This window comes from Catenuloplanes atrovinosus (assembly GCF_031458235.1).
GTDB classification, from domain to species: Bacteria; Actinomycetota; Actinomycetes; order Mycobacteriales; family Micromonosporaceae; genus Catenuloplanes; species Catenuloplanes atrovinosus.
In genome coordinates this window covers 6,039,717-6,063,910 of record NZ_JAVDYB010000001.1, presented here as the reverse complement: position 1 = coordinate 6,063,910, position 24,194 = coordinate 6,039,717, and the positions used below count along the sequence as shown (strand labels likewise).

The 24,194-nt window shown below is 72.7% G+C and carries 22 protein-coding genes; 14 read left to right on the top strand and 8 right to left on the bottom strand.

Annotation, left to right across the window (positions count from 1 at the left end):
- Together J2S41_RS26825 and J2S41_RS26820 are read left to right on the top strand one after the other, a co-directional pair.
- Positions 1 to 522 carry a GNAT family N-acetyltransferase gene (locus J2S41_RS26825; protein ID WP_310371626.1) on the top strand — a complete coding sequence of 174 codons (522 nt, stop codon included), beginning with the start codon at positions 1 to 3 and terminating at the stop codon, positions 520 to 522.
- Positions 523 to 623: 101 nt separating this feature from the next.
- Positions 624 to 2,510, top strand: coding sequence for a hypothetical protein (locus J2S41_RS26820; protein WP_310371624.1), 1,887 nt, complete (start codon positions 624 to 626; stop codon positions 2,508 to 2,510).
- On the opposite strand, the gene J2S41_RS26815 is transcribed toward J2S41_RS26820, so the two are convergent.
- Both J2S41_RS26815 and J2S41_RS26810 read right to left on the bottom strand, forming a co-directional pair.
- On the bottom strand, positions 2,477 to 2,998 hold the full coding sequence (locus J2S41_RS26815) for an NUDIX hydrolase (protein ID WP_310371622.1): 522 nt from the start codon (positions 2,996 to 2,998) through the stop codon (positions 2,477 to 2,479). The genes J2S41_RS26820 and J2S41_RS26815 overlap by 34 nt on opposite strands.
- A 44-nt stretch (positions 2,999 to 3,042) precedes the next feature.
- On the bottom strand, positions 3,043 to 5,451 hold the full coding sequence (locus J2S41_RS26810) for a beta-glucosidase (RefSeq protein WP_310371620.1): 2,409 nt from the start codon (positions 5,449 to 5,451) through the stop codon (positions 3,043 to 3,045).
- 80 nt (positions 5,452 to 5,531) lie between these two features.
- Here J2S41_RS26810 and J2S41_RS26805 point away from each other — a divergent pair, with 80 nt between their 5' ends.
- Positions 5,532 to 5,885, top strand: coding sequence for an HIT domain-containing protein (locus J2S41_RS26805; RefSeq protein ID WP_310371619.1), 354 nt, complete (start codon positions 5,532 to 5,534; stop codon positions 5,883 to 5,885).
- A complete protein-coding gene (locus J2S41_RS26800; protein ID WP_310371618.1) occupies positions 5,882 to 7,231 on the top strand; it encodes a serine hydrolase domain-containing protein in 1,350 nt (449 codons plus the stop codon). The genes J2S41_RS26805 and J2S41_RS26800 overlap by 4 nt, the downstream gene beginning before the upstream one ends.
- A 42-nt stretch (positions 7,232 to 7,273) precedes the next feature.
- Here J2S41_RS26800 and J2S41_RS26795 read toward each other — a convergent pair whose 3' ends face one another.
- From J2S41_RS26795 to J2S41_RS26785, 3 genes are all read right to left on the bottom strand, one after another.
- The gene (locus J2S41_RS26795; protein ID WP_310371617.1) at positions 7,274 to 8,311 is read right to left on the bottom strand and encodes an SseB family protein; all 1,038 of its coding nucleotides are present in this window, start codon (positions 8,309 to 8,311) and stop codon (positions 7,274 to 7,276) included.
- 179 nt (positions 8,312 to 8,490) lie between these two features.
- The gene (locus tag J2S41_RS26790; protein ID WP_310376553.1) at positions 8,491 to 10,197 is read right to left on the bottom strand and encodes a sodium:solute symporter family protein; all 1,707 of its coding nucleotides are present in this window, start codon (positions 10,195 to 10,197) and stop codon (positions 8,491 to 8,493) included.
- 8 nt (positions 10,198 to 10,205) lie between these two features.
- A complete protein-coding gene (locus J2S41_RS26785; protein ID WP_310371616.1) occupies positions 10,206 to 10,520 on the bottom strand; it encodes a DUF3311 domain-containing protein in 315 nt (104 codons plus the stop codon).
- A gap of 352 nt (positions 10,521 to 10,872) precedes the next feature.
- Between J2S41_RS26785 and J2S41_RS26780 the strand changes: the two genes are divergently transcribed.
- The 6 genes from J2S41_RS26780 (at position 10,873) to J2S41_RS26755 (ending at position 16,432) form a co-directional block, all read left to right on the top strand.
- Complete coding sequence (locus J2S41_RS26780; protein ID WP_310371615.1) at positions 10,873 to 11,916, top strand: PhoH family protein; 1,044 nt, start codon at positions 10,873 to 10,875, stop codon at positions 11,914 to 11,916.
- 39 nt (positions 11,917 to 11,955) lie between these two features.
- Positions 11,956 to 12,438: an rRNA maturation RNase YbeY gene (gene ybeY, locus J2S41_RS26775; RefSeq protein ID WP_310371614.1), complete on the top strand. Its 483-nt coding sequence runs from the start codon at positions 11,956 to 11,958 to the stop codon at positions 12,436 to 12,438.
- Complete coding sequence (locus J2S41_RS26770) at positions 12,438 to 13,802, top strand: hemolysin family protein (RefSeq protein ID WP_310371612.1); 1,365 nt, start codon at positions 12,438 to 12,440, stop codon at positions 13,800 to 13,802. The genes ybeY and J2S41_RS26770 overlap by 1 nt, the downstream gene beginning before the upstream one ends.
- Positions 13,795 to 14,175: a cytidine deaminase-like protein gene (locus J2S41_RS26765; protein ID WP_310371610.1), complete on the top strand. Its 381-nt coding sequence runs from the start codon at positions 13,795 to 13,797 to the stop codon at positions 14,173 to 14,175. The genes J2S41_RS26770 and J2S41_RS26765 overlap by 8 nt, the downstream gene beginning before the upstream one ends.
- Positions 14,172 to 15,056 (top strand): GTPase Era, encoded by an 885-nt coding sequence (gene era / locus J2S41_RS26760; RefSeq protein WP_310371608.1) that lies wholly within the window; start codon positions 14,172 to 14,174, stop codon positions 15,054 to 15,056. The genes J2S41_RS26765 and era overlap by 4 nt, the downstream gene beginning before the upstream one ends.
- 287 nt (positions 15,057 to 15,343) lie before the next feature.
- Positions 15,344 to 16,432 (top strand): acyltransferase family protein, encoded by a 1,089-nt coding sequence (locus tag J2S41_RS26755; protein ID WP_310371606.1) that lies wholly within the window; start codon positions 15,344 to 15,346, stop codon positions 16,430 to 16,432.
- Here the strand turns inward: J2S41_RS26755 and J2S41_RS26750 are convergent.
- Positions 16,391 to 17,167, bottom strand: a complete 777-nt coding sequence (locus tag J2S41_RS26750; RefSeq protein ID WP_310371604.1) for a DUF4097 family beta strand repeat-containing protein — start codon at positions 17,165 to 17,167, stop codon at positions 16,391 to 16,393. The genes J2S41_RS26755 and J2S41_RS26750 overlap by 42 nt on opposite strands.
- A 90-nt stretch (positions 17,168 to 17,257) precedes the next feature.
- Between J2S41_RS26750 and recO the strand changes: the two genes are divergently transcribed.
- From recO to J2S41_RS26730, 4 genes are all read left to right on the top strand, one after another.
- On the top strand, positions 17,258 to 18,019 hold the full coding sequence (gene recO, locus J2S41_RS26745) for a DNA repair protein RecO (protein ID WP_310371602.1): 762 nt from the start codon (positions 17,258 to 17,260) through the stop codon (positions 18,017 to 18,019).
- Positions 18,020 to 18,037: 18 nt separating this feature from the next.
- On the top strand, positions 18,038 to 18,862 hold the full coding sequence (locus J2S41_RS26740) for an isoprenyl transferase (RefSeq protein ID WP_310371600.1): 825 nt from the start codon (positions 18,038 to 18,040) through the stop codon (positions 18,860 to 18,862).
- Between the two features lie 109 nt (positions 18,863 to 18,971).
- Positions 18,972 to 19,793: an SAM-dependent methyltransferase gene (locus J2S41_RS26735; RefSeq protein WP_310371598.1), complete on the top strand. Its 822-nt coding sequence runs from the start codon at positions 18,972 to 18,974 to the stop codon at positions 19,791 to 19,793.
- Positions 19,774 to 21,900, top strand: coding sequence for a putative bifunctional diguanylate cyclase/phosphodiesterase (locus J2S41_RS26730; RefSeq protein WP_310371596.1), 2,127 nt, complete (start codon positions 19,774 to 19,776; stop codon positions 21,898 to 21,900). Before J2S41_RS26735 ends, J2S41_RS26730 begins: the two co-directional genes overlap by 20 nt.
- A 15-nt stretch (positions 21,901 to 21,915) precedes the next feature.
- Here the strand turns inward: J2S41_RS26730 and J2S41_RS26725 are convergent, their stop codons facing one another.
- Both J2S41_RS26725 and J2S41_RS26720 read right to left on the bottom strand, forming a co-directional pair.
- Positions 21,916 to 22,428, bottom strand: a complete 513-nt coding sequence (locus tag J2S41_RS26725) for a hypothetical protein (RefSeq protein ID WP_310371594.1) — start codon at positions 22,426 to 22,428, stop codon at positions 21,916 to 21,918.
- Positions 22,428 to 24,149 carry a PHP domain-containing protein gene (locus J2S41_RS26720; protein WP_310371592.1) on the bottom strand — a complete coding sequence of 574 codons (1,722 nt, stop codon included), beginning with the start codon at positions 24,147 to 24,149 and terminating at the stop codon, positions 22,428 to 22,430. The genes J2S41_RS26725 and J2S41_RS26720 overlap by 1 nt, the downstream gene beginning before the upstream one ends.
- Positions 24,150 to 24,194 lie beyond the last annotated feature (45 nt).

The window sequence follows — 24,194 nt, the reverse complement described above, 5'->3', positions numbered from 1 at the left end:
GTGCCCGGCGTCACGGTGCGCCCGCTGGCCGTGGACGACCTGGACACGGTCGTCGCGTGGTTCGCCCAGCCGCACGTGGCCCGCTGGTGGGAGGCGTCGACCGAGCCCGCCGCGGTCCGCCGTCGTTACGCCGACCGGATCGCCGGCCGCGAGCCGACCGAGGCCTTCGCCATCGAGTCCGGCGGCCGCCCGGTCGGCCTCATCCAGCGCTACCTGATCGAGGACCACCCCGACTGGGCCGACGCGCTGCTCGCCACCGGCGCGTTCGCCGTCCCCGCCGCCGGCATCGACTACCTGATCGGCGATCCCGCGCTGACCGGCCGCGGCCTGGCCGCCGCCGCGATCCGCCACCTCGCACCGGCCACACTCGACCGCCACCCGCACCTCGAGGCCGTGGTCGCGGCGCCGTTCACGGCGAACGTGGCCTCCTGGCGCACGCTGGAACGCGCCGGCTTCACCCGCACCTGGTCCGGCCCGATCGCCGGCGTCGACTCGCACCTCTACCTGCTGCGCCGTTCGTGAACGTTCCGTGTGCGTACCGGCAAAGGCCTTGCTCTCGATCCACACCGGATAGTTGACTCTCGTCGGCCGGCGCGGATCCGCCGGTCGGAGAGGAAGCACACGTGAAGAGGACATGGGTCGCGGCGATCGTCGCCGGCCTCGGCGTCGTGCTCGGATCACCGGGCATCGCCGCGGCCGCCTGGCACTCCGGCTCGGCGCCACGGGTGGTGACCGGCTGGACCGACTCGGCCGCGCCCGGTGTGGCGTTCCCCAACGACAACCGGACCCATCTGCCGCTGGGCACCTGGCAGGACGAGGCCGGGGTGTCCCACACCTCCCGCGTCTACGCGACGTTCGATCTCTCCCGCTACGACGGCGCGCTGGTCACCGGCGGAACGGTCTACGTCACCGAGCGGACCGCGGCCGACTGCACCAAGCGCTCCATCGAACTGTGGCGCACCGAGCCGGTCCCGGAACCGCCCGCCTGGGATCGGGCGCCGGCCGAGCTGGCGCAGCTCGACGAGATCCAGACCCCGGAGTACTGCCCGACCGCGCGGATCGGCTTCGACGTCGGCGCCGCGGTCGCCGAGGCGAGCGCCGCCGGGCAGCGGCTCATCACGTTCGTGCTGCGGGTGTCCGCCGCACACGAGGCCGACCCGGCGTACGGCCGGCGGCTCAACTGGTACAACGACGTCGCCCTGAGGCTGTCGTACAACACCGTCCCCGCGGTCGACAGCGACAACCTCTTCACCACCGGCCGGTCGTGCGTCAAGGCCGCGCCGTACCCGGCGATGGGCACCGCGGCCCTGCAGGCCCGGCTGACCGACGCGGACGAGGGGGAGGAATTGACGGCCGAGTTCGCGGTCTGGCCGGTCGGCAGCCCGGACGCCCGCCGGACCTACCTGGACTCCACCGAGCGGGAGTCCGGCCGGGTCGCCACCGTCACCGTGCCGGCTGCGGACCTGGCGCAGAACCAGGCGTACGGCTGGCAGGCGCGGGCGCTCGACGGGACGGAGACCTCGGCCTGGTCGGACACGTGCTACTTCACCTGGGACGGCGTCAAGCCCTCGGCGCCGGTGGTCACCTCGACCAACTTCCCGGCGGGGGACGCGCCGGGCCCGGCCGGCGTGAAGCCGGTCTTCGTGCTCGACGGCCACGGTGACCCGGACATCGCGGGCTTCCAGTACGACTGGTACGACTGGGACACCACCTGGCCGTGCCTGCGCGAGATCAAGCCGGGTCGGTACGGCCAGTGGGAGTGCACCGACCCGCTGGACGCGCCGGATCGGGTGCGGGCCGACAGGCCGGGCGGCACGGCCACCGTCGCGGTCAACCCGGACTCGTACCGCTCGATGTCGCTCTTCGTCCGGTCGGTGGACCTCGCCGGCAACGTCTCCGCGCCGGCCCGCTACGACCTCAACGTGCCGTGGTCCATGCCGGACGTGACGGCGGAGAGCGGCACGCCGGAGTGGAACCGGCCGGTCCAGCTCACGATCACCCCGGCGCCGGGCGTCACGGCCACCCGGTATGAGGTCGTCCGCGGCCAGAACGCCGCCGAGACCGTCGTGCCGGACGCGGACGGTGTGGCCCACTACAGCCTGGTCGCGACCGAGGTGAACGGCGAGTACGTGACGATCCGCGGCATCGGTGCGGACGGCTTCGTCTCCATGGCGGCGACCTGGAGCTACGCCTTCACCCCGGAGCCCGGCATCCGCGCCGACGTGTACGACAACACCGTCTGGCCACCCGGCGGCGGCGTCGGCGTGCCGGGCACGTTCACGTTCTCCCCGCCGCCGGGCTGGACCGAGGTGGCCGAGTACCGCTACTCCTTCGACTGGGAGAGCGAGCCGGCCGTGGTCCCGGCCGGCGCGGACGGCCGGGCGACCGTCACCTGGACGCCGGAGGCGGAGGGGCGCTACCGCCTGATGGTCTACGCGGTGAAGGCCGACGGCACGTGGAGCGAGTACGGCGCCTTCTACAACTTCGAGGTGCCGGCGGACGCCGGCTGACCGGCCGGGCCGGCGAGCTCCTCGATCAACGGGAACAGCAGCTCGGCCCCGCCGCGCGTGTCGGGGAACATCTCCAGGCCGGACAGCTCCTCCCGGGCGTACCAGCGGAACGGCAGCTCCGGATCGGTCGTCGGCGAGGCACTCCCGGCGACGGCCAGGTAGAGGTGGTCGACGTGCACGTGCGCGGACGCCAGGCGCCTCTCCGGCGGCACGTCCTGCTCCGTGATCCACACCGGCACCGGTACGCGGGCCGCGGCCGGATAGCCCGGCAACGAGCCCGCGTGCGGCGCGAGCAGGGTCGCGGCCAGCCCGGCCTCCTCACGCACCTCCCGGAGCGCGGCCTCCGCCGGGTTCTCGCCCGGCTCCACGTGCCCGCCCGGCAGCATCCACCGCCCGAACCGCGGATGGCGGATCAACCCCAGCCGCCACCCACCGTCCACGCGGCCGAACAGGAACACGCTCGCGGTCGCATGCTTGATCACACCCACCCGCCCATCCTGCCGGACGCCGTGCGACCGCCGGGCGTGGCCGGTCAGATGCTCAGTTCGGTGGTCAGGCGGCGGTCGTGGAGGGAGTGGGCGGCCTCGACGCGGTAGGTGCCGGGGACCGCCTGCCAGCCGTCGTCCCAGATCTGGAAGGCGCGTGGCGGCAGCGGGATGCGGGCCTCCACGGTGTGGCCGGGGGCGGCGGACACCGGGGCGAAGCCGGCCAGCCAGCGGTCCGGGCGGTCGACCGTGGTGCCGACGGCCGCGCCCAGGTAGATCTGGACGATCTCGCGGCCGGGGCGGGAGCCGGTGTTGCGCAGCCGGACCACGACGGTGCCGGCGTGCGCGGGGTCGGTCTCGACCGCGATCGACTCGTACGACCACGTGGTGTAGCCCAGCCCGTGCCCGAACGGGAACAGCGGCGCGGCGGCGGTGCCGGACCGGTAACCGACGAAGACGCCCTCCTCGTAGGCGAGGATGCCGCCGGACGGCGTCGTGGAGAGCGCGTCCTCGTCGCGGCGCGGCCAGGTGGTGGGCAGCCGGCCGCCGGGCTCGGCCAGGCCGAGCAGCACGTCGGCGAGCGCGGCGCCGGCCTCCTGACCGGGGAACCAGGTGAGCAGCACGGCCGGCACCTCGTCCAGCCACGGCATCAGCACCGGCGAGCCGGCGTTCACCACCACGATCGTGCGCGGGTTGGCGGCGGCCACGCGGCGGACCAACTCGTCCTGGCGGCCGGGGAGCGCGAGCGTGGTGCGGTCGAAACCCTCGGACTCGACCTCCTCGGTGGTGCCGACCACGACCACGGCCACGTCCGCGTCGCGGGCGGCGGCGACGGCCCGGTCGAGCAGCTCGTCGGGGGAGGGGCCGGGCGGCGCGTACCCGAGGCCGACGTTGACGAAGCCGGCGACGGCGGGCCGCACCTCCAGCGTCAGCGACACGTCGACCGCCTCACCGGCGGTCAGCGGCACCGGGAAACGGCGCTCGACCGACTCGTGGAACACCGTCTCCGGGTCCGCGTCGTCCGCGAAGACCGCGCCCTCGAAGATCACGTCGCCGGCCACCCGCAGCACGACCTGCCCGAACCCGATGATCGACAGCTCGTGCACGCCGGAGGCCGGTGGAGTGAGCCGGCCGGTGATCTCCACGGTGGAGAGCGCGTCCGGGTCCACGCCGGACGGCGGCGCGCCCATCCACCGTACGGTCGCGACCGGCAGCGGCGTGCTGTGCAACACCCGGAAGCCGGACCCGCGCAGCGTGGCGGTCAGGCCGTCGCAGGCGAGGGCGGGCAGGTGCGGACGCGGGTCGGCGCCCGGCGCATAGACCACGGACGCGCCGGGCAGCGCCGCGGCCAGCCCGTCGCGCGGCGAGATCACGTACGGCGGGAACACCTGCGCGCTGCCGCCGCCGAGCACCCGCGCGTCCGCCGCGAGCGCGCCCAGCAGCGCCACCCTGCGCAGCTCGCCGCCGTCCAGCGGCAGCAGGTTCCGCTCGTTGCGGGCCAGCACGAACGACCGGGTCGCGATCTCCCGGGCCACCTGGGCGCCGTCCAGCGCGGGCAGCGACGGCCGGACTCCGGGCGCGCCGTCCAGGATGCCGACCCGGGCCGCGAGGCGCAGCACCCGGCGTACCTTGTCGTCCAGGACCTTCTCCGGTACCTCGCCGGCGCGCACGGCACGCAGCAGGGCCGGCCCCCACGGGTCGCCGAACGCGGGCATCACCACGTCGAGACCGCCGAGCGCGCTCGCCACCGTGCTGCGCGCCGCGGTCCAGTCGGAGACGATCGCGCCGTCCCAGCCCCACTCGCGCTTGAGCACGTCGTTCTGCAGCGGGCCGTGCTCGGTCATGGTCAGCCCGTTGACCGTGTTGTACGCGGCCATCGCGCCCCACGCGCCCGCGGCCGTGATCCGCGCGAACGGCGCCAGGTACAGCTCACGCAGCGCGCGCTCGCCGATGCGCACGTCCACGCTCATCCGATCGGTCTCGGAGTCGTTGCCGACGAAGTGCTTGACCGTGGTGCCGACGCCCTGGTCCTGCACGCCGGTCACGTACGCGGCCCCGACCTCGCCGGTGAGCAGCGGATCTTCCGAGTAGCACTCGAAGTGCCGGCCGCCCAGCGGGGATCGGTGCAGGTTGACGGTCGGCGCCAGCAGAACGTGCACGCCCTTGCGCCGGCACTCCTGGCCGAGCATCCGGCCGGCCGTGCGGGCCAGCTCCACGTCCCAGGTCGCGGCCAGCGCGGTCGGGCTGGGCAGCACCACCGACGGGTCGTCCGGCGCCCAGCCGGTGCCGCGCACGCCGACCGGCCCGTCGGACATGACCAGCGACGCGAGCCCGATCTCCGGCAGCGCGGGGAGCGCCCAGAAGTCCTGGCCGGACAGTAGCCGCACCTTGTCCTCGACGCCGAGCCGCGCCACCGCGCGCTCGACCGCCTCCTCCCGCCGCGCGTCGTCCGACATGCCCGCACCGCCCTCGCCTCGTGTTCGCCGACCGTCCGATCCTGTCAGCTCCGCCGCCCGGGCATCTCTAAGATTTCCGGATGAGCGCTGACTGCCTGTTCTGCAAGATCGTGGCCGGGGACATCCCGGCCGACGTGGTGCACGAGACCGAGACCACGCTGGCCTTCCGCGACATCGGCCCGAAGGCGCCGGTGCACGTCCTGGTGATCCCGAAGGAGCATCACGCCGACGTCGCCGCGCTCGCGCTGGCGGACGCCGGGCTGGCCGGCGAGGTGCTGGCCGCGGCCGCGGCGGTGGCCCGGTCCGAGGGGCTGCTCACGGACGGCTTCCGGACGATCTTCAATACCGGCGGGTACGGCGGGCAGGAGGTCTTCCACGTGCACGCGCACGTGGTCGGCGGCGCCCCGCTCGGCCCGATGCTGAGCCCTCGGTGACCTCGCTGCTCCGTCTGGTACAGGCGGCGCAGGCCGAGGGCCGGATTCCCGCGCTCCAGGTCGCGCTGCACCGCGCGGACCGTCCGCTCTGGACGGCCGCGATCGGCACCTCGGGCACGGACCGCCCGCTGAACGACGACACCCGGTTCCGGATCGGCTCGGTCACCAAGACGCTGACCGCGGTGCTCGTGCTCCAGGCCCGTGACGACGGCCTGCTCGACCTGGACGACCCGCTGGGCCGGCACCTGGACGTGCCCGCGCACGGCGAGCTGACCATCCGCCGGCTGCTGTCGCACACGTCCGGCCTGCAGCGCGAGCCGTGGGGAGACGTGTGGGACACGCTGGTCACGCCGGAGACCGGCGCGCTGCTGGCCGAGCTGGCCCGGGCCGAGCGGGTGCTGCCGCCCGGCCGCCGTTTCCACTACTCGAACCTGGGCCTGGCACTGCTCGGCCAGGTGGTGGCCCGGCGCCGCGGCGGAACCTGGGCCGAGGTGCTGCACGACCGGGTGCTGCGCCCGCTGCGCCTGCACGCCACCACGGTCGACCGGCCGGAGCGGGCCGCGGTTGGCTACCTGGTCGACCTGTACTCGGACACCGCGCGCCCGGAGCCGCCGTTCGACATGCGCGCGGCGGGCCCGGCCGCGCAGCTGTGGAGCACGGCCGCGGACATGGCGCGGTGGGCGGCGTTCCTGGCCGACCCGGCCGCGATCGACCCGGCCGGGCGGGTGCTGGCGCCGGCCACGCTGGACGAGATGCGCTGGCCGGCCACGCCGTGGGACGAGACGGTCTGGGCGCGCTCGATCGGACTGGGCCTGATCCTCTTCCAGCCCGGCCCGCGGATCGTGCACGTGGGCCACGACGGCGCCATGCCCGGCTTCCTGGCCAGCGTGTACGGCCGGCGCGGCGGCCCGGGCACGCCCGGCGCGATGGGCGTGGCCGTGCTCGGCTCGTCCGGGACCGCGGACGTGACGCACGAGCTGTCGCACACGCTGCTGAGCGCGGCGGTGGAGTCCGACCCGGCGGAGATCACGCCGTGGCGGCCGGGCCCGCCGGTCCCGGAGGCGTACCGCTCGGTGCTGGGCCCGTGGTTCGCCGAGGGCTTCCAGCACGTGTTCTCCTGGCACGGCGGCACGCTTCAGGCCCGCTACCCGGACGCGCCGGCCGACCGGCCCCCGGCGATCTTCACACCGCTGCCGGACCGCGCGGACGTGCTCCGCACCGTCTCCGGCCGGGAGGTGGGCGAGCTGCTGCGGCTCACCCGCGACGAGACCGGCACGGTGGTCCGCATGCACTGGGCGACCTACCGCTTCACCCGCACCCAGGAGACGTTCGACGGCGTCTCGTGACCGGCCGGGCGTCCCGCGGCGGCGCCGGGGGACGCCCGCGGCTCAGCCGGCCGCGGCCTCCGGGAGCGTGCCGGCCGGTGCGGTGAACGCGCGCAGCTCGGCCAGCGAGCCCGCGGTCAGCGTGAGCGTCCACTCCGCCCGCGGGTCGACGATCATGCCCCAGTCCGGCTCCGGCCAGTCGTTGAGCAGGTCGTCGAAGGAGACGGTGAGGAACGGCACGCCGATTCCGGCGAACTCGGCCAGCCCGTCCGGCGAGGTGAAGACGGGCAGGAAGATCGCGTTGTCCGCGCCGCGCACCACGGCCGGGCGGACGCCGGTCTCCGGCGACGGGTCGTCCAGCAGCGGCATGGAGACCGCGGCCGTGCGCAGCGCGGACACGTACCCGGTCAGGTCGCGCGACGCGACCGCGTCGGACAGCACGGCGCGCAGCGCGGCCAGCGGGTCCTCCGGCCACACCGGCGCGGCCTCCGGTTCCGGCACCACGGTCAACGGCGCCGGCGGTACGGGGGCCGTCCGCACCGCCACCGGCAGCGCGAGCGTGGCCTCCGCCTCCGGCACGACGATGAACTCCGGCTCCGGCACCAGGGTCAACGCCGCGGACGCCGGCGGCGCCTCCGCCGGCTCCGGCACGACCGTGAGCGTGGCAGCCGGCTCGGGCGCGGGCGGCTCGGGCGGCTCGGGGGCGGACGGCTCCGGCGCGAGGTCCGGCACCACGGTCAGCACCGGCGCCGGCGTGGGGTCCGCCTCCGGGTCCGACTCGTAGAACGTCAGCGTGCCCGGGTCCGGCGTGATCAGCAGGCTCGCGCCGTGCACCGCGAACCGGCACAGCCACTCCACGTGCTCGACCGTGCGCGGCACCTCGTAGGTCCACACGCCCTGCCCCGGCGCCGGTGGGCGCCAGTCCAGCTCGGTCAGCATCGCCGGGTCGTACGCCGGGATCTCCGCCGTCACGGAGTCCGCACGCACGGTGAGCCACAGTCGCCTGTCGGTGCCGGCCAGTGCGAACCGCGTCTCCCGATCGCATGCGAACAGTGCGTCGTGAACCGCGGTCAGCAGGCCCGCCCAGCCCGCCTCGCCCATGCCCCTACCTCCCCGTGCTCCGGCCGTCACCGCAGGCCATGCCGCCGGCCGGGGTGGCGGCGGTGGCGCGATTGTAGCTGCCGGACGCGCGAAGTCGACGCGAAGAGACGAATGACGGACATCGAATGCCGGGCCGGCGGTGGGCCGTCACGCACTGTGACGACCCACCGCCGAGGTATTCATCGCCGTCGGTACGTGGTCGCCGGCGTGTACCGGGTCTGCCGCGGCACCAGGAGCGGGTGCTCGCGCCCCTCGGTGTCGGTGCCGCCGTCGACCAGCTCGCTCATCCGGCGCACCGTCGGGTCGCCCTCGTCCGCCGTGTAGTCGCGGGGCCGCGTGCGGTCCGCGCCGCCGTTGCGGTCGATGCCGCGCAGCACCGGCGTCAGGACGGCCGCGACCAGCAGGTTCACCGCGAGTGCCACCACGCCGACGTAGATGCTGCTCTCCGTGTCCAGGCCGAGGTTGGCCAGCGGCCAGGCCGACCCGCCGAAGTGCTCGCGGATCACCGTGGCGCCGTCCGGCCCGCCCACCTGCGGGATCTGGTACAGCATCGCCAGCCCGGCCACCAGCCCGGCGCCGATGCCGGCGATCAGCGCCCAGCGGTGCAGCCAGCTCGTGTACAGGCCGATCGCCACGGCCGGCAGCGTCTGCATGATCACGACGCCGCCGATGAGCTGGAGGTCCACCGCGAACTGCGTGTTGAGCAGCAGGATCACGAGCACGGCGCCGAACTTCACGGTCAGCGAGGCGATCTTGCTGACCGTGGTCTCCTCCGCCTCGCTGGCGTCCGGCCGGATGTACTCGCGGTAGATGTTCCGGGTGAACAGGTTCGCCGCGGCGATCGACATGATCGCGGCGGGCACCATCGCGCCGACGCCGATCGCGGCGAACGCCAGGCCCGCGCACCACTCCGGGAAGGCGGAGTTGAACCAGAGCGGCACCACCGTGTTGCGGTCGCCGCCGACCGGCTCGATCCCGCTGAAGATCGCCGCGAAGCCGAGCAGCATGAGCACGCCGAGGGTGAGCGTGTAGAGCGGTAGCGCGGCGAGGTTGCGCCGCAGCACACCGCGGTTTCGGGCGGCGAGCACGCCGGTGAGCGTGTGCGGGTAGAGGAACAGCGCGACGGCCGAGCCGAGCGCGAGCGTGACGTAGCTGAGCTGGTCGTGCCCGTCCAGCAGCAGTCCGTCGTCGGTGCGCGGCGTGGAGGCGAACCGGGCCTCCGCGACCCGGAAGACGCCGTCCCAGCCGTTGGCGTTCGAGCTGACGATGATGAACGCGGCCAGCACGGTCCAGACGACCAGCGCGTCCTTCACGATGGAGATCAGCGCCGGCGCGCGCAGCCCGGAGTTGAACGTGTAGAGCGCCAGCACCACGAACGCGGCGGTCAGCGGCCACCCGCCGGGCAGGCCCATCACGGTGAAGACCGCCTCGATGCCGATCAGCTGCACCGCGATGTACGGCATGGTGGCCGTGATGCCCAGCACCGCGACCAGCGCGCCCAGCCCGCGTGAGCCGAACCGGGCCCGGACGAACTCGGCCGGGGTGACGAAGCCGTGCACGTGGCAGACCGACCAGAAGCGGCTGAGCACCACGAACAGCATCGGGTAGACGATCACCAGGAACGGCGCCGGGAAGAAGCCGGCGGCGCCGAGACCGTACACCAGCGTGGGCACGGCCACGAACGTGTAGGCGGTGTAGACATCGCCGCTCAGCAGGAAGAACGTGACCCAGTTGCCGAACGCGCGGCCACCGAGCCCCCATTCCTCCAGCGTGTGAATGGAGGCGGGGCGGCGCCACCGGCCCGCCGCGAATCCCATGATCGTTACGACGCCGAAGACGAAAGCGAAGATCCAGAATTGGGTCTGGTTGTCGGCGAAGGACGGCATCGGAATCGTCACCGGTCCTTCGTGGCGAGGTGCACCACCGTGATGACCAGGGAGGCCAGCCCCGCGAAGGCCAGCTGGGACCAGTAGTAGAACGGCAGCCCGAGGAACCGCGGGTTCATGTCGTTGTAGAGCACCGGCATCAGCGGGATCACGATCGGCACCCAGAGCAGCCAGTGCCACGGGCTCGAGTCGGGGCGCTCCTCGTCGGCCGTGCCGGTGCGGCCGTCGGGGTGTACGTACCGATCCGGTCGTGATCGTGATCGTGACCCGGATGATCGTGCTGATCTTGAATATGGCGCGCGGCCATAGAAGTCATCGGCCATGCCGGACTCCATTCGGAAAGGATTGTTTCCCGAGCAAGGAACGTCGAATTGCGCCGTACGGCGATCGAATACTGTCGTCGGCTGAGTGGTCGCGCAGTAACCCGATGGAAATCTCGACTGAATCGTTATCCATGCACGGGAAGTGCATGGATGGTGCAGCTAATTGCATCCGTCACCGTGATCGGTCGGATACTGCGAGTGATCTTCGGGCGCCGAAACCGGCGTGCCACCCGGGGAAATGGCGTCGGTGCCTCCGGCGTTGACCCGATACGATGGCAGCTACTCGCCCGCCGCGCCGACGGGGTGCGGCATCAAGATCGGAAGCAGGTGGCGGAGGCCCGCGGGCCGCACTATGACCGGCACACCAAACCCGGGAAACGCCCGGGCGCAGACCAAGATCACGGTCTCCGACTCGAAGATCATGGTGAACCTGCTCGGCCCGGGCGACGAGATCCTCCGGCTCATCGAGCGTTCACTGCCCGCGTGTGACGTGCACGTCCGCGGCAACGAGATCACCATCACCGGCGCCCCCGCCGACAACGCGCTCGCCGAGCGCCTCTTCGCCGAGCTCGTCGAGTTGATCGAGAAGGGCGAGACGCTCACGGTGGACGCGGTGCGGCGCACCGTCGGCATGCTCCAGCAGGGCACCGCCGAGCGGCCGGCCGACGTGCTGACGCTCAACATCCTGTCCCGGCGCGGCCGGACCATCCGGCCGAAGACGCTGGGCCAGAAGCGGTACGTGGACTCGATCGACGCCAACACCATCGTCTTCGGCATCGGCCCGGCCGGTACCGGTAAGACGTACCTGGCGATGGCGAAGGCGGTCCAGGCGCTGCAGGCCAAGCAGGTCAACCGGATCATCCTCACCCGGCCGGCGGTCGAGGCGGGCGAGCGGCTCGGCTTCCTGCCCGGCACGCTGAACGAGAAGATCGATCCGTACCTGCGGCCGCTCTACGACGCGCTGCACGACATGCTCGACCCGGAGTCGATCCCGCGCCTGATGCAGGCCGGCACGATCGAGGTCGCGCCGCTGGCGTACATGCGCGGTCGCACGCTCAACGACGCGTTCATCATCCTCGACGAGGCGCAGAACACCACGCCCGAGCAGATGAAGATGTTCCTCACCCGGCTCGGCTTCGGCTCGAAGATCGTGGTGACCGGCGACGTCACGCAGGTGGACCTCCCCGGGGGCACCACCAGCGGGCTGCGTACCGTGCGTGAGATCCTGGACGGCGTCGAGGACGTTCACTTCGCGCAGCTGGGCAGCGCCGACGTGGTGCGTCACCGCCTGGTCGGCGACATCGTCGACGCGTACGCGAAGTGGGACGCCGACCAGGACCAGGCAGGACAGGTCCGCACCGCCAACGTGCACGGCCGCGCCGGCCGCCGGCGCTGAGCACGGCAACGGGAAACAGGGAAAGAGACGACAACCGCAGTGTCCATCGAGATCGCCAACGAGTCCGGGGTCGACGTCGACACCGATGCCATCCTGGACGTGGCGCGGCACGCCCTCGACGAGATGGGTGTGAATCCGCTCGCCGAGCTGTCCATCCTGCTCGTCGACATCGAGTACATGTCGGAGCTGAACCACCGGTGGATGGGCGGCGACGGCCCCACCGACGTGCTCGCCTTCCCGATGGACGAGGGGAGCGTGGACCACGGGCCGGGCGAGTCGTCCGGCACCGAGCCCGCGCTCCTCGGCGACATCGTGCTCTGCCCGGAGGTGGCGGCCAAGCAGGCGGTCACCGCGGGGCACACCGCCGCGGACGAGATGCACCTGCTCACCGTGCACGGCGCGCTCCACCTGCTCGGCTACGACCACGCGGAGCCGGAGGAGGAGCGGGAGATGTTCGGCCTCCAGGCCCGCCTGCTCAGCGGGTGGCAGGCCCAGCGCCGATCGGCGAAAGAACCCTCCTGATGCTCGCCGCATCGGCCGTCCCCGCGGGGCTACCCGACCTCCAGCTGCTGTTCATCGCGGCCGGGCTGGTCGTCCTCGCGGGGGTCTTCGCGATGACCGAGGCGGCGCTGGCGGCGGTCTCGCCCGCGCGCGCCGCGGAACAGGCCCGGGAGGGCGCGCGGGGGGCGCACACGCTGCAGATCGTGGCGTCGGACGCCGCCCGGCACATCAACCTGTTGCTGCTGCTGCGGCTGCTCTCCGAGCTGACCGCCACCACGCTGGTGGCGCTGGTCGCGGTGGACACGTTCGGCGCCGGGTGGCGGGCCGCGCTGATCACCGCGGGCGCGATGACCGTGGTGAGCTTCATCGCGGTCGGCGTGGCCCCGCGCACGGTCGGCCGCCAGCACGCGTACGCGGTGGGCCGCGCCACCGCGCCGCTGGTGCGCTGGCTGGGCCGCGCGCTCAACCCGCTCGCGTCGCTGTTCATCTTGATCGGCAACGCGCTCACCCCCGGCAAGGGTTTCCGCGAGGGCCCGTTCGCCAGCCAGGTGGAGCTGCGCGAACTGGTCGACCTGGCCGAGCAGCGCGGCGTGGTGGAGCACGGCGAGCGCGAGATGATCCACTCGGTCTTCGGGCTGGGCGACACGATCGCGCGCGAGGTGATGGTGCCGCGCACCGAGATGGTGTGGATCGAGGGCCACAAGAGCCTGCGGCAGTCACTGATGCTCTTCATGCGCTCCGGCTTCTCCCGCATCCCGGTGATCGGCGAGAGCGTGGACGACGTGCTCGGCGTGATCTTCCTCAAGGACGTGATCCGCCGCACCCAGGGCGACGATCCGGCCGCGGACGCCACGCCGGTCGCGGAGCTGATGCGCGAGGCCACGTTCGTGCCGGAGTCCAAGCCGGTGGACGACCTGCTCTCCGAGATGCAGGCCGCCCGTACCCACCTGGTCGTGGTGGTCGACGAGTACGGCGGCACGGCCGGCCTGGTCACCATCGAGGACATCCTCGAGGAGATCGTCGGCGAGATCACCGACGAGTACGACGTGGACGAGCGCCCGCCGGTCGAGCGGCTGGCGGACGGCGCGGTGCGGGTCACCGCCCGGCTGCCGATCGAGGACCTGGGCGAGATCTTCGCGGTCGAGCTGCCCGCGGACGAGGTCGAGACCGTGGGCGGCCTGCTCGCCCAGGCGCTGGGCCGCGTCCCGATCCCGGGCGCGACCGCTAATGTGGGCGGGCTGCGCCTGGTCGCCGAGGGCACCACGGGCCGGCGGAACCGGATCGACTCGGTCCTGGTGCGCCGCGCGCCCGAGGACGGGCCCGCGGGCGAGGCAGCCGCCGAGGACGACACGAGCGCCGACGAGAGGCAGACCGCTGATGCCTGAGCCCACCATGACCGCCGTACCGGCCCCGGCCGGGGAGGTGACGCTCGCCGCCGAGGACGCGAAACTGGTGACGCTGGCGCGCAGCGCGCGGGCCCGGGCCGGCGCCGTGGAGGGCGCGGCCGTGCGGGATCAGGACGGCCGGACGTACGCGGCCGCCACCGTGGCGCTGCCGTCCCTGGCGATCACCGCGTTGCAGCTGGCGGTCGCGTCCGCGGTCGCCGCCGGCGCGACCCGGCTGGAGGCGGCGGCCGTGGTGACCGAGGCGTCCGCGCTGGACGGCTCCGGGCACGCGGCCGTGCGCGACCTGGCCGCGGACGCACCGATCGTGGTGGCCGGCCCGGACGGCACCGTCCTCGGCACGGTCGTGGAATGAGGGCGGCGTACCGGGCGGGCTTCGCCTGCTTCGTGGGCCGGCCGAACGCGGGCAAGTCCACGCTGACCAACGCGATCATCGGGCAGAAGATCGCCATCACGTCGAGCAAGCCGCAGACCACCCGGCACGTCATCCGCGGCGTGCTGCACCGGCCGGACGGCCAGATCGTGCTGGTCGACACGCCGGGGTTGCACCGGCCGCGCACGCTGCTCGGTGAGCGGCTGAACGACCTGGTCCGCACCACGTGGAGCGAGGTCGACGTGATCGGCCTGTGCATCCCGGCGGACGAGCCGGTGGGCCGCGGCGACCGGTTCATCACCGGCGAGATCGCGGAGCTGAAGGCGACCGTGCTGGCCGTGGTCACCAAGACCGACCTGGTCTCCAAGAAGCAGCTCGCCGAGCAGTTGCTGGCCGTGCACGAGCTGGGCGACTTCGCGGAGATCGTGCCGGTCAGCGCGGTCTCCGGCGACCAGGTCGGCACGCTCACCGACGTGATGGCGAAGTACCTGCCGGAGTCCCCGCAGCTCTACCCGGACGACATCCTCACCGACGAGCCGGAGCGCGTGCTGATCGGCGAGCTCATCCGCGAGTCCGCGCTGGAGGGCGTGCGGGACGAACTGCCGCACTCGATCGCGGTCCTGGTCGAGGAGATGGTGGAGGAGGAGTCGGTGCTGCGCGTCTACGCGGACGTGTACGTCGAGCGCTCCAGCCAGAAGGCCATCATGATCGGGGCGAAGGGCAGCCGGCTCAAGGAGGTCGGCACGCGCGCCCGGGTGGAGATCGAGAAGCTGCTCGGCCGCCGGATCTACCTGGACCTGCACGTTCGCGTGGCCAAGGAGTGGCAGCGCGACCCGAAACAGCTCCGCCGCCTGGGCTTTTAGCTGCGTCTATGCGCATTTCGCGCACGAAACGATCTCTATAACGGTTCGGGCGGGTAGGAGTGTTCTTGTCCACTCCGCCCGTCCGTGGTTACTCATCCGTACCCCGGTAGGCTTGCCGTGATGCGCGTAAATGGAGCCTTCCGCAGCATTTTGGAGCATTTTGTCCGTCTGAACCGGGGCGCGGCCCACGGTTCGACGGTCGCCCTTTCGGGGTAAAGGCTCACCGGCTTCCCGTTGCTGATTCCCGTCCGGGGCGGACCGCGCCGGGCCCGACCAGGCTTGGGTAGATGAGAAATCGATATCTCGACCTTTTGCGTGCGGCCGCCGTCCTCCGGGTGGTCGTTTATCACGTCACCGGTCTGGCCGCGCTGACCGTCGTCCTGCCCGCGATGTCGGTGATGTTCGCGCTGGGCGGCTCGCTCATGGCCGCCTCGGTCGATCGTTTCGGCGTCTCCGCGATCGGCCGCCGCATGCGCCGGCTGCTGCCCTCGCTCTGGGCCGTGATGGCGATCTTCCTGCCGGTCATGCTGGCCACCGGGCTCGACTGGGACTGGCGCATCCTGTTCTGGGTGGCGCCGTTCATCGACCCGCCGGCCAGCGGCCTGGGGCTGGCCGCGCTCTCCGCCAACTGGTACCTGCGCGACTTCCTATGGTTCGTCGCGCTCTCCCCGCTGGCACTCCCGCTGTTCCGCCGGTTCCCGCTGCCCACGCTGGCCGCGCCGTTCGTGCTGCTGGTCGTCACCGAGCTGAAGCTGGTCGCGATCGACAACTACGTGCTGCGCGACATCGGGCTCTACTTCGGCGCCTGGCTGCTCGGCTTCGCCCACCACGACGGCATGCTGCGCCGCCTCACCTGGCGCCGGCTCGTGCCGATCGCGGGCGTGCTGGCGGTCGCGGGCGCGGCCTGGTTCCTCACCCATCCGGGCCCGCGCGGATACGACCTCAACGACATCCGGATCGGCAACGCGCTCTGGTCCACCGCGTTCGTGCTGATCGCGCTCGGCCTGGCGCCGGACGCGCTGCCCTGGCTCAGCCGCCGCCCGCGCCTCGACCGGCTGGTCACGCTGCTCAACAGCCGCGCGCTGACCATCTACCTCTGGCACGTACCGATCATCGTGGGGCTCGGCTGGGTGGCGACCCGCTTCGGCTGGCCGCAGACCGGCGCGCCGGCGGTCACGGTCAAGCTCGCGGCCGTGCTGCTGCTGCTCGCGGTGGCGGTCGCCGCGTTCGGCTGGATCGAGGACGTCGCGGCCCGGCGCCGCCCCGAGCTGATCCCGGGCGGCGCCGTGCCGGTGCGGCCCCGCAAGCCGCTGCCAGCGGAGGAGGTGCTGGTCTCAGCCGCGCAAGACGTTCAGGTCGCCGCTGTCCGCGCGTAGGTCCAGCACGGCGGTGGCGGCCGGGTCGTTGTCGATGCCCACGTCCACCTGCCCGGAGTCGGCGGCGGTGCGCACCCGGTACTTCCCGTCCGGCACCCGCAGCGTCAGATCGCCGCTGTCCACGGTCACGGTGACCGAGGCGGGCGCGGCGAGCGCCAGGTCCGCGTCCCCGGACTCGACGGCCGCGGTCACCGTGCCGGCCAGCCCGCGGCCCTCCAGCGTCCCGGACTGCACACGCAGGTCGGTCGTGCCGGTCACGTTCGCCAGCCGTACGTCGCCGGAGTCCGACTCGACGCGGACCGGGCCGGACACGCCGTCGGCCGTGAGCGAGCCCGAGTCGACCTTCAGGTCCACGGCGCCGACGCCGGTCAGCCGCACGTCGCCGGAGTCGCTGCGGCCGGTGACCCGCACGCCGCGCGGCGCGCTGACCGTGTAGTCGACGCCGCACTGCGGGCCGCAGTCCGCGTCGATCACCAGCGCGGTGCCCTCGATCCGGTACGCGGTGTCCGGCGCGGTCGCGGTGCTGTAGTGCACCACGCGGTCGACCTGGGTGTCCGTGCGGTCGGCGGTGGTCACGATCACGTCGCCACCGTCGCCGCCGACGATGCGCACCTCGGTGATACCGACCGTCTCCGTGGTCCGGAACTCCATCTCGCGGAGGTTCCGCGGGTCACAGCCGGCGCTGAGCGCGGCGAGCACCGCGATCCCGGCCACCGCCGTGGTACGTCTGGTCATGCCCCCGACCGTAGTGCGCGCGTCCCGTACCCCGGATCCAAGCTTTCCCCTGAGAACTCCCTGATAGTGCTCAGGGGGCAGAATGGGAGGGTGGCCCGCATACCCCGGCAGCTCTACCGCGACGACGGACTCGTGCTGCGCGTGCAGAAGCTGGGCGAGTCGGACCGGATCATCACGCTGCTGACCCGGCACCACGGCCGGCTGCGCGCCGTCGCCCGGGGCGTGCGGCGCACCACCTCCCGGTTCGGTGCGCGGCTGGAGCCGTTCGGTCACGTCGACCTGCAGTTGGCCGGCGACCCCAAGGACCACGGCGGCGGCCTGCACACGGTCAGCCAGGTCGAGGCCGTCGAGCTGTACGGCAAGCGGTTCCTGGCCGACTATCCGCGCTACACGGCCGCGAGCGCGGTGGCGGAGACCGCGGAACGGCTCACGCCGGTGGAGCGGGAGCCGTCGCTGCGCATGTTCCAGCTCACGCTCGGCGCGATGCGCGCGCTGGCCGCGGGCGAGCACCTGGCCACCCTGGTGCTGGACGCCTACCTGCTGCGCGGCATGGGCCTGGCGGGCTGGGCGCCGGCGATCACCGAGTGCGCGGTCTGCGGCGAGCCCGGCACGCACCGCGCGTTCTCCGTACCGGCCGGGGGAAGCGTCTGCCCGGACTGCCGCCCGCCCGGCGCCGCGCACCCCGCGCCGGCCACGCTGGAGCTGATGAGCGCGCTGGCCAAGGGCGACTGGCGGACGGCGGACGGCGCGGACCCCTCCCACCAGCGCGAGTGCAGCGGCCTGGTGGCGGCGCACCTGCAGTGGCATTTGGAGCGCGGGTTACGCTCCCTGCCGCTGGTCGACCGCAGTTAGTTAGGAAACCGACATATCATGCGTGCCCTCACCCGGCGCAGTACGGCGCCCGTCCGCCCGCCCACGCCGCACCCGTCCGGTGCGCGTCCGCCGTCGCTGCCCGCGGACTCGCTGCCGAAGCACGTGGCGATCGTGATGGACGGCAACGGCCGGTGGGCCAAGGAGCGCGGCCTGGCCCGGACCAAGGGGCACGAGGCGGGCGAGCACTCGCTGTTCGACACCATCGAGGGCGCGATCGAGCTGGGCATCCCGTACCTGTCGGCGTACGCGTTCTCCACGGAGAACTGGCGGCGCTCGCCGGACGAGGTGCGTTTCCTGATGGGCTTCAACCGCGACGTCATCCACCGCCGCCGGGACGAGCTGGTCGACCTGGGCGTGCGCGTGGTCTGGTCCGGCCGGGCCGGCCGGCTGTGGAAGAGCGTGATCGGCGAGCTGACCACGGCCGAGGAGATGTCCCGGAAGAACACCACGCTGACGCTGCAGTTCTGCGTGAACTACGGCGGTCAGGCGGAGATCGCGGACGCGGCGCAGGCGATCGCGCGCGACGTGGCCGCCGGCCGGGTCAAGCCGGAGAAGGTCAACGAGAAGCTGCTGGCGAAGTACCTCTACCACCCCGAGGTGCCGGAGGTCGACCTGTTCCTGCGCCCGTCCGGGGAGCAGCGCATCTCGAACTTCCTGCTCTGGCAGTCCGCCTACGCCGAACTGGTCTACCTGGACACGCTCTGGCCGGACTTCGACCGCCGCCACCTCTGGTACGCCTGCGAGCTCTACGCCCAGCGGGACCGCCGCTTCGGTGGCGCGCTGCCGAACCCGGTGCCCCCGCCGAAGCCGGAGAATGACTGACGACTCAGTTGGTTTGTGCATCATCCGAAGACGCGAACTTCGATACACGTTCTGATGTGGACGACCCCTATGCTGTCGCGGACCCATTGCCGCGATGGAAGGTTGTCCCATGGAAGGTGCGGAACGTCCCGTCTGGGCGCCGGCCGAGGTCGACCTGACCAAGCCCAGTGTCGCCCGCGTGTACGACTACTACCTGGGTGGATCGCACAACTTCGCGGTGGACCGGGCGTTCGCCGCCAAGGTCCTCGAGGCGATGCCGGACCTGCCGAAGCACGCGCAGGAGAACCGCGCGTTCCTGCGCCGCGCGGTACGGGCGCTGGTCGCCGAGGGCATCGACCAGTTCATCGACCTCGGCTCCGGCATCCCCACGGTCGGCAACGTGCACGAGGTGGCGCAGGCGCTCAACCCGGACGCCCGGATCGCCTATGTGGACTGGGACCCGGTCGCGCTCGCGCACAGCCGCGCCATCCTGGCCGGCAATCCGAACGCGACCGTGGTCGCCGGTGACCTGCGCCGCCCCGCCGAACTGCTGGACGAGCCGGCGCTGCTCGAGGCCGTCGACCTCAGCCGCCCGGTGGCGGTGCTGATCGTGTCCGTGCTTCACTTCGTGCCGGACGACGAGAAGCCGGAGGCGATCGTGGCGACGCTGGCGCAGAGCGTGGCACCGGGCAGTTTCGTGGTCATCTCGCACGCCAGTAACGACCGCTCCGGGCAGCCGGACCAGGCGGACAAGGCGGAGGAGATCTACAACCGGACCGCCAGCCCGTTCCGCATGCGGGACCGGGCGGAGATCGCCGCGCTCTTCGGCGACCTGGAGCTGGTGGAGCCGGGCGTGGTCCAGATGCCGCTGTGGCGCCCGGACTCGCCGGAGGACGTCGGCCCGGACGCCGCCACCTACCCGGGGTTTGCGGGTGTCGCCCGAATCGGCTGAACCGCTCGCGGAGCGCCTCGCCCGGGCCTGGACCCGGGCGATCAGCCGCACCAGCTACGTGTCGATGGCGCACCGAGAGTTGATCGACTATCTGACCGACTCGGCCAAGCGGCTCGCCGGCACGCTGGAGGCCGACCGCTACGACCCGGTCACGCCGTACAGCATCGGGTTCGCGCTGGTCGAGGACCACTTCACGGAGCCGGCCTCGCTGGACCGCACGCTCACCGTGCTCGGCGAGGAGCTGGCCGGGCCGGCCGCGGAGCTGGGGCGTACCCCGCGGCTCGCGGCCATGCAGGGCGCGCTCGCGGCCGGGTTCGCCCGCGCGCTGAAGGACCGCACGCTCGCCGAACAGGAGAGCATCCGGGACGCCGCGCTCACCGCCCGGTCCGCCGCGGAGGAGGCCCGCTGGACCAGCGAGGCGCGGTTCCGGGCGATCTTCGCGGAGGCCGTGATCGGCATCGGCGTGGCCGAGCTGGACGGCTCGATCATCGACGTGAACTCCGCGATCTGCGACATGTTCGGATACACGCGTGAGGAGTTCTTCACGCAGAACGTCACCACGTTCATCCACCCCCAGGACGCGCCCGGTGTCTGGGACCGGTACCGCGACCTGATCGACGGCAAGCTCGACCACTTCCGGCTGGAGAAGCCGTACGCGCGCAAGGGCGGCGGCAGCATCTGGACCGACCTGGTGGTGTCGCTGGTCCGCGCGCACGACGGCACCCCGCGGTACGTGGTCGCCATGGTCGAGGACATCACCGAGCGGCACCGGCTGCAGCTCCAGCTCGAGCACCAGGCGCTGCACGACCCGCTGACCGACCTGCCGAACCGGACGCTGCTGTTCACCCGGCTGGAGGAGGCGCTGGCCGACCCGGAGACGGACGGCCGGGTCGGGCTCTGCTACCTCGACCTGGACGGCTTCAAGGCGATCAACGACACGCTCGGGCACGCGGCCGGTGACCAGCTGCTGCGTACGGTCGCGGGCCGGCTCGCCGCCGCGGTCTCCGGCGGCGCCGCGAACGGCACGCTGGTCGCGCGGATGGGCGGCGACGAGTTCGTCGTGCTGGTGCCGCGCTCGTCCGGCACCGCGGAACTGGTCGGCGTGGCCGAGGCCGCGCTCGCCGCGGTGCGCCGCCCGGTCCGGCTGGAGGGCCGCTCCCTCACGGTCTCCGCCAGCGCCGGGCTGATCGAGCGGCCGGCCGGCGGCGACACCAGCGCGGCCGAGCTGATGAAGGCCGCGGACACCACGCTCTACTGGGCGAAGGCGGACGGCCGCGACCGCTGGGCGTTCTTCGACCCGGAGCGGTACGCCACCGACATCAGCCGCTACCGGCTCTCCGCCGAGTTGCCGCGCGCGCTGGCCCAGCACGAGTTCTTCGTGGAGTACCAGCCGCTGGTCCGGCTCGGCGACGACGGCCTGGCCGGCGTGGAGGCGCTGGTCCGCTGGCAGCACCCGGAACTGGGGCTGCTCCGCCCGGACCTGTTCGTGCCGCTGGCCGAGGAGACCGGCGTGATCGTGCCGCTCGGCCGCTGGGTGCTGCGCGAGGCGTGCCGCCAGGCCGCCCGCTGGCGCGCCGCACACCCCGAGAAGGCGCTGCTGGTCAGCGTGAACGTGGCCGTCCGCCAGCTCCGCGAGCCCGGTTTCGTGGCCGACGTGCGCGAGGCGCTGGCCGCCACCGGCCTGGAGCCGGGCGCGCTGCAGCTGGAGTTGACCGAGAGCACGCTGATGGGCACCACCGGCGAGCCGCTGCGCCGCCTGCGCTCCCTGGCCGACCTGGGCGTGCGGATCGCGATCGACGACTTCGGCACCGGCTACTCGAACCTGGCCTACCTGCGCCACCTGCCGGTCACCGGCCTGAAGCTGGCCGGCACGTTCGTCACCGGCAAGACCCGCGCCGACCTCCCGGACCGCGTCGACCGGGAGATCCTGGCCGCCCTGGTACGGCTGGCGCACGCGCTCGGCCTCACGGTCGTCGCCGAGGGCGTCGAGACCGCCGACCAGGCGGCGCTGCTTCGTACCCTCGACTGCGACATGGTCCAGGGCTGGCACTACGCCCGCGCGGAGCCCGCCGACGCCTTCAGCGCCCGCCTGGCCGCCACGCCCTGACGGCGCCGGTCCCGCTCAGTGGTCGGCGCAGCAGGGGGTCGGGTTGGGCACCTCGAAGGGCGCGAACCGGCCGCCGACGATCGGGACCAGCACGAGCTCCAGCCTGCCGGAGCGGATCAGCGGGCGGACGAAGTCGCGGGTCTCGACGACCGCGTCCGGGGCGGCGTCGGCGCCGCCGAGCACGGCGACGCGCTCGATCGCGCTCAGCTCCAGGATCTCGGCCGCGGTCAGCGTGCCGGTGAGCGCCTCGACGCCCGGGAAGATGACCGCGCGTCCGGACACGCGGTCCCGGTGCCGGGCGGCGGCCTCGTCGGCCGCCGCCCGCAATTCCGGGTCCGTCTCGGGCAGGTCGACGTGTTCGGGAGCCGCGAAGCTCAGAGCGACGTGCGGGTACGGCGAGGGCACGTTGTGCGTGCACGCCACCAGGCCCGGCACGGCGAGCGCGGCCGGCAGGTGGTCCGACAGCCAGTGCTCGGCGTCCGGGTCGGTGGCGTGTCCCAGGCTCAGCCCGAGATGGACGGTGGACATCAGTAGGGCAGGACCCAGATCGGGTTCGCGTAGAACCAGAGGTCCAGCCACGGGTCAGCGTCGCCGACCACGTCGAGCTTCGGGCCGACCGGGTCGACGGCGGCGCCGTAGATGCCGGTCTGGGTGAAGTTGCCGTCCGTGCCGCGCACGCGGAAGTAGAACGGCGAGGAGACCCGGCCGAACGAGTACGTGAAGGAGACGGTCTTCTTGCCCTTCGCGACCTCGAACGACTTGACCACCTTGGTCTGCGGCGCGGTGAACACGTCGCGGTTCGCGGCGGCACCGGTGACCGCGCCCATGATCAGGTCGACCCGGGCCAGCACCGGGAGCAACTGCGCCCAGTTCGGCTTGTCGGCCAGCTCGACGTCGATGGTGACCTCGACCGGGGTGCCCTTGCGGACCTTCAGCACGCCGCCGAGCGGGGTGCCGCCCTTGCGGTTGCGGTCGCCCTGCACCCGCGCGCGCACGTCCAGCGACTTGATCAGGCCGCCGTGGTCCACCCAGACGCGGCCGGCGCGCAGGCCGTCCATGAGGTGGCGGTAGTCGCCGCCGGCGGCGCCGACGTGGGTGCGGCTGTAGAAGCCCGGCCAGAAGTCACCGGCGGTCACGTCCGGCTTGAAGCCGTGCTGCGGGTCGTTGTAGCGGCCGTTCGCGTTGAAGTCGCTGTTCGCGCCGCGGACCGAGGTGTCCCAGAGGACGTTGTGCGAGTCCGAGTTCGCGGTGATCCACCACGGCTTGCCCTCGGCGAGCAGGCTGTCCCAGAGGCCGCCGACCGTGGAGGTCATCCAGTCGAAGCCGCCCCAGGTCCGGTAGCTCTCCAGCGGGTACCCCGGGAACGAGTCCGCGCCCGGGCTGCTGTCGTAGAAGCCACGGCCGCCGCCCGGACCGAAGTTGGCGGTGGGGATGGCGGCGGCCTGGTGGCCGGGCGCGCCCTCGAAGCCGAGCGCGATCTCCGGCTGCGCGTCGCGCCAGCCGCGGATCTCGTGCGGCGAGTCCAGGCCCTTGCGGGACGGGTGGTTCGCGAAGAACATCGCGTCGTTGACCCGGCGGGCCTTCTTCGCGGCGGCGAGGAAGTTGAGGCCGGCGATGGCCAGCGCCTCGTTCGCGGCGGACTGGGAGCTGGCGCCCTTGACGCTGCCGTCGAAGTTGTTCTCGAACTCCTTGAGGACCTCCACCTCCTTCTTGCCGGGGTGGACGATGATCGTGCCGTGCTCGGCGGCCGGGATGTTCCACTCCAGACCCTGGAAGACCAGCGCCTCGGGGAACAGCTCGCGGGCCGCGACGATGTCGGGGTTGACCTTCTCGACACCGATCTTGGCGTGCGTGGCGCCGCCGTGGTCCGTGATGACCAGCCAGTCCAGCCCGTACGCCACGCCGTGCTGCACGTGGTCGGCGACCCGGTACTTGGCGTCGCTGCTGTACTGCGTGTGGATGTGGTGGTCGCCGGCGCGCCAGGTGAAGTCGCCCTGCTTGGTGGAGCCGCTGTGCGCGACCGCGATCTCCGGCGTGCCGAGCACGCCCGCGGCGGTGCCCGCGCCGGTCAGGCCGGCCGCGGCGCCGAGCAGGCCCGCGCTGCGCAGGAAGCCCCGGCGGCTCACGTCGGCGGGGGAGAGCTCGCTGTCCGGGATGGACAGGTCGAGCGCCTCCGGCGTGGGAGCGCCGTCGTGGTCGTGGGAGTGACCGTGGTCATGATCGTGGGTGTGCGGGTGGCCGTGGCCCATGTCGCATCTCCTGAGTTCGCGATGATCCGATGGTCACGCTCGTCT

What these genes read in the sequence shown, in the direction of transcription:
- J2S41_RS26805 (WP_310371619.1), top strand. Translation starts at nt 5,532, where the DNA reads ATGAGCGCTGACTGCCTGTTCTGCAAGATCGTGGCCGGGGACATCCCG.
- J2S41_RS26735 (WP_310371598.1), top strand. Translation starts at nt 18,972, where the DNA reads ATGGAAGGTGCGGAACGTCCCGTCTGGGCGCCGGCCGAGGTCGACCTG.
- J2S41_RS26810 (WP_310371620.1), bottom strand. Translation starts at nt 5,451, where the DNA reads ATGTCGGACGACGCGCGGCGGGAGGAGGCGGTCGAGCGCGCGGTGGCG.
- J2S41_RS26785 (WP_310371616.1), bottom strand. Translation starts at nt 10,520, where the DNA reads ATGGCCGATGACTTCTATGGCCGCGCGCCATATTCAAGATCAGCACGA.
- J2S41_RS26790 (WP_310376553.1), bottom strand. Translation starts at nt 10,197, where the DNA reads ATGCCGTCCTTCGCCGACAACCAGACCCAATTCTGGATCTTCGCTTTC.
- era (WP_310371608.1), top strand. Translation starts at nt 14,172, where the DNA reads ATGAGGGCGGCGTACCGGGCGGGCTTCGCCTGCTTCGTGGGCCGGCCG.
- J2S41_RS26750 (WP_310371604.1), bottom strand. Translation starts at nt 17,167, where the DNA reads ATGACCAGACGTACCACGGCGGTGGCCGGGATCGCGGTGCTCGCCGCG.
- J2S41_RS26740 (WP_310371600.1), top strand. Translation starts at nt 18,038, where the DNA reads ATGCGTGCCCTCACCCGGCGCAGTACGGCGCCCGTCCGCCCGCCCACG.
- J2S41_RS26720 (WP_310371592.1), bottom strand. Translation starts at nt 24,149, where the DNA reads ATGGGCCACGGCCACCCGCACACCCACGATCATGACCACGGTCACTCC.
- J2S41_RS26755 (WP_310371606.1), top strand. Translation starts at nt 15,344, where the DNA reads ATGAGAAATCGATATCTCGACCTTTTGCGTGCGGCCGCCGTCCTCCGG.
- J2S41_RS26770 (WP_310371612.1), top strand. Translation starts at nt 12,438, where the DNA reads ATGCTCGCCGCATCGGCCGTCCCCGCGGGGCTACCCGACCTCCAGCTG.
- J2S41_RS26780 (WP_310371615.1), top strand. Translation starts at nt 10,873, where the DNA reads ATGACCGGCACACCAAACCCGGGAAACGCCCGGGCGCAGACCAAGATC.
- J2S41_RS26795 (WP_310371617.1), bottom strand. Translation starts at nt 8,311, where the DNA reads ATGGGCGAGGCGGGCTGGGCGGGCCTGCTGACCGCGGTTCACGACGCA.
- J2S41_RS26725 (WP_310371594.1), bottom strand. Translation starts at nt 22,428, where the DNA reads ATGTCCACCGTCCATCTCGGGCTGAGCCTGGGACACGCCACCGACCCG.
- J2S41_RS26765 (WP_310371610.1), top strand. Translation starts at nt 13,795, where the DNA reads ATGCCTGAGCCCACCATGACCGCCGTACCGGCCCCGGCCGGGGAGGTG.